The 3,303-nt window shown below is 70.2% G+C and carries 1 protein-coding gene and 1 pseudogene; both read left to right on the top strand.

Features of this window, described 5'->3' with window-relative positions:
* Positions 1 to 84: 84 nt before the first annotated feature.
* Positions 85 to 939 (top strand): annotated as a pseudogene (locus tag ABZ805_RS29190) (acetyl-CoA C-acyltransferase); the annotation flags it as partial.
* A gap of 134 nt (positions 940 to 1,073) precedes the next feature.
* Positions 1,074 to 3,293, top strand: a complete 2,220-nt coding sequence (locus ABZ805_RS29195) for a 3-hydroxyacyl-CoA dehydrogenase NAD-binding domain-containing protein (RefSeq protein ID WP_358447127.1) — start codon at positions 1,074 to 1,076, stop codon at positions 3,291 to 3,293.
* The last annotated feature ends 10 nt before the right edge of the window (positions 3,294 to 3,303 follow it).

Genomic DNA, 3,303 nt, shown 5'->3' on the forward strand with positions numbered 1-3,303 from the left:
GGCACCTCCAGGTCGAGGTCTCGTTCGACTCCGAGCTGGGTGAGCTCGCCGCGGCTGCTCTCCAGCCAGCCGAGGAACGCGTCGAGCATGTCCCGGGTGCCGATGGGCTCCGACGGCGGCGCCTGGGCGATGGATCCCGAGACGAACTTCGACACATCCTTCGTGCCGCAGGGCATCGGCGCCGACCTGATCGCCACCCTCGAAGGCTTCGACCGCGCCACCATCGACGCCTACGCCGCCGAATCCCAGAACCGCGCCGCCAAGGCCTGGGCCGACGGCCGCTTCTCCCGCAGCGTGGTGCCCGTCGCCGACCGCAACGGCCGCACCGTCCTGGACCGCGACGAGCACATTCGTCCCGGCACCACCGCCGATTCCCTCGGCGGTCTCCAGCCCTCGTTCGCCGCCATCGGCGACATGGGCGGCTTCGACGCGGTCGCCCTGCAGAAGTACCACTGGGTGGAGCGCATCGACCACGTGCACACCCCCGGCAACTCCTCCGGGATCGTCGACGGCGCCGCGCTCGCCCTCATCGGCAGCGAAAGCCTCGGCGAGCGCACGGGCCTGCGCCCGCGGGCCCGCATCGTGTCCGCCGCCCTCAGCGGAGCCGACCCGACGATCATGCTCACCGGCCCCGGACCCGCCGTGCGCAAGGCGCTCGCCAAGGCCGAGCTGACCATCGACCAGATCGACCTGGTCGAGATCAACGAGGCCTTCGCCGCCGTGCCGCTGCGGTTCATGAAGGAATTCGGCGTGCCGCACGAGAAGGTCAACGTCAACGGCGGCGCCATCGCGATGGGCCACCCGCTCGGCGCGACCGGCGCCATGATCGTCGGCACCCTCATCGACGAACTCGAACGCCGGGAGCAGCGCTACGGCGTGGCCACCCTGTGCGTCGGCGGCGGCATGGGCATCGCCACCGTCATCGAACGGCTCGGCTGAACCCACCCCGCACCGACCCCGGCACCGGCCGCCGCGTCGCGATGAAGGGAACCTTCCTGTCACCCGTGGCAGAAAGGTTCCCTTGCTCGCACCCCGCGGGCCGGTGTTCGCGAACCACGAAGGGCACCAACGCCATGAGCGACCAGAGCACCATCCGCTGGAACGAGGACGCCGACGGCATCGTCGTGCTCACCCTCGACGACCCCCAGCAGCAGGCCAACACGATGAACGACCGCTACCTGCGGTCCATGGAAGAGACCGTGCAGCGCCTCCAGGCCGAGCGCGAGAAGATCACCGGTGTGGTGATCACCTCGGCGAAGAGCACGTTCTTCGCCGGCGGCGACCTGCGCGACCTCGTCAAGGTCCGCCCCGCGAACGTCGAGGAGTTCGCCGAGGTCAGCGCCACCAGCAAGCGGCAGCTGCGCGCACTGGAGACGCTGGGCGTCCCGGTCGTCGCCGCGCTCAACGGCACCGCCCTCGGCGGTGGGCTGGAGATCGCGCTCGCCTGCCACCACCGCATCGCCCTCGACAGTCCGAAGACCCGCTTCGGCCTGCCCGAGGTCACCCTCGGCCTGCTGCCCGGCGCCGGCGGCGTCGTTCGCACGGTCCGCATGCTCGGCATCGCCGACGCCCTGCTCAAGGTCCTCACCCAGGGGCAGCGGCTGCGCCCGGAGAAGGCCGAGGAGATCGGTCTCGTCGACGAGGTCGTCACCGACGCCGACGCCCTGCTCGACCGCGCCAAGCAGTGGATCAGGGACAACCCGGGCGCGGTGCAGCCGTGGGACCAGAAGGGGCACAAGATCCCCGGCGGCACGCCGTCGAACCCGAAGTTCGCCGCGAACCTCCCCGCGTTCCCCGCGAACCTGCGCAAGCAGCTCAAGGGCGCCCCGATGCCTGCGCCGAAGAACATCCTCGCCGCCGCCGTCGAAGGCGCCCAGGTCGACTTCGACACCGCCCTGGAGATCGAAGGCCGCTACTTCGTCGACCTCGCCAGCGGCCAGACCTCGAAGAACATGAGCAAGGCGTTCTTCTTCGACCTCCAACACATCAACTCGGGCGGCAGCAGGCCCGACGGGTTCGACCGCTGGACGGCGAACAAGGTCGCCGTGCTCGGCGGCGGCATGATGGGCGCGGGCATCGCCTACGTGTGCGCGAAGGCGGGCATGCAGGTGGTGCTCAAGGACGTCTCCGCGGCCGCAGCCGAGAAGGGCAAGGCCTACTCGCAGAAGATCCTCGACAAGGCCGTCGCCAAGGGCCGCACCACCGAGGCCGAGCGCGACGAAGTCCTCGCACGCATCACCGCCACCGACCAGAACGAGCAGCTCACCGGCTGCGACCTGGTCATCGAGGCGGTCTTCGAGGACACCCGGCTCAAGCACCAGGTGTACGGGGAGATCGAGGACGTCATCGACGGCGACGCCCTCATCGCCTCGAACACCTCCACGCTGCCCATCACCTCCCTCGCCGAAGGCGTGCGCCGCCGCGAGGACTTCATCGGACTGCACTTCTTCTCCCCGGTCGACAAGATGCCGCTCGTCGAGATCATCCGCGGTGAGCAGACCAGCGATCGCGCGCTGGCCAGGGCGTTCGACGTCGTGCAGCAGATCAAGAAGACGCCGATCGTCGTCAACGACAGCCGCGGCTTCTTCACCAGCCGCGTCATCGGAACCTTCCTCAACGAGGGCGTGTCGATGCTCGGGGAGGGCATCCACCCGGCCACCATCGAACAGGCCTCCAACCAGGCAGGTTTCCCCGCGCCGGTGCTGCAGCTGTTCGACGAGCTCACCCTCACCCTGCCGCGCAAGATCCGCGCCGAGACCAAGCGCGCGCTCGAAGCCGCGGGCGGGACCTGGACCCCGCACCCGGCCGACGAGATCCTCGACCGGATGGTCGACGAGTTCGAGCGCCCCGGTCGTTCCGGCGGCGCCGGGTTCTACGAGTACACCGACGGCGTGCGCGCCGGGCTGTGGCCGGGACTCGTCGACGAGCTCGGCGCGGGCAGCGTCGACCCGGCGCAGGTCGTGCTCGAGGACCTCGTCGAGCGGCTGCTGTTCATCCAGGCCGTCGAAACGGTCCGCTGCCTGGACGAGGACGTGCTGCGGTCCGTCCCGGACGCCAACATCGGCTCGATCTTCGGCATCGGCTTCCCCGCCTGGACCGGGGGAGTGGTGCAGTACATGAACGGCTACCCCGGTGGCCTGGCCGGCTTCGTCGAGCGCGCTCGGGAGCTCGCCGCCGCCTACGGGGAGCGCTTCGTCCCGCCGGAGTCCCTGGTCCGCAAGGCCGCGGCCGGCGAGCCGTTCGACCTGGGTGAGCCGGACGCCGAGATCGTCAGCGCCACCTCCGCGGCGTGACAGCAAGCTC

It is taken from the genome of Saccharopolyspora sp. NPDC047091, from assembly GCF_040643635.1.
Classification (GTDB): Bacteria; Actinomycetota; Actinomycetes; order Mycobacteriales; family Pseudonocardiaceae; genus Saccharopolyspora_C.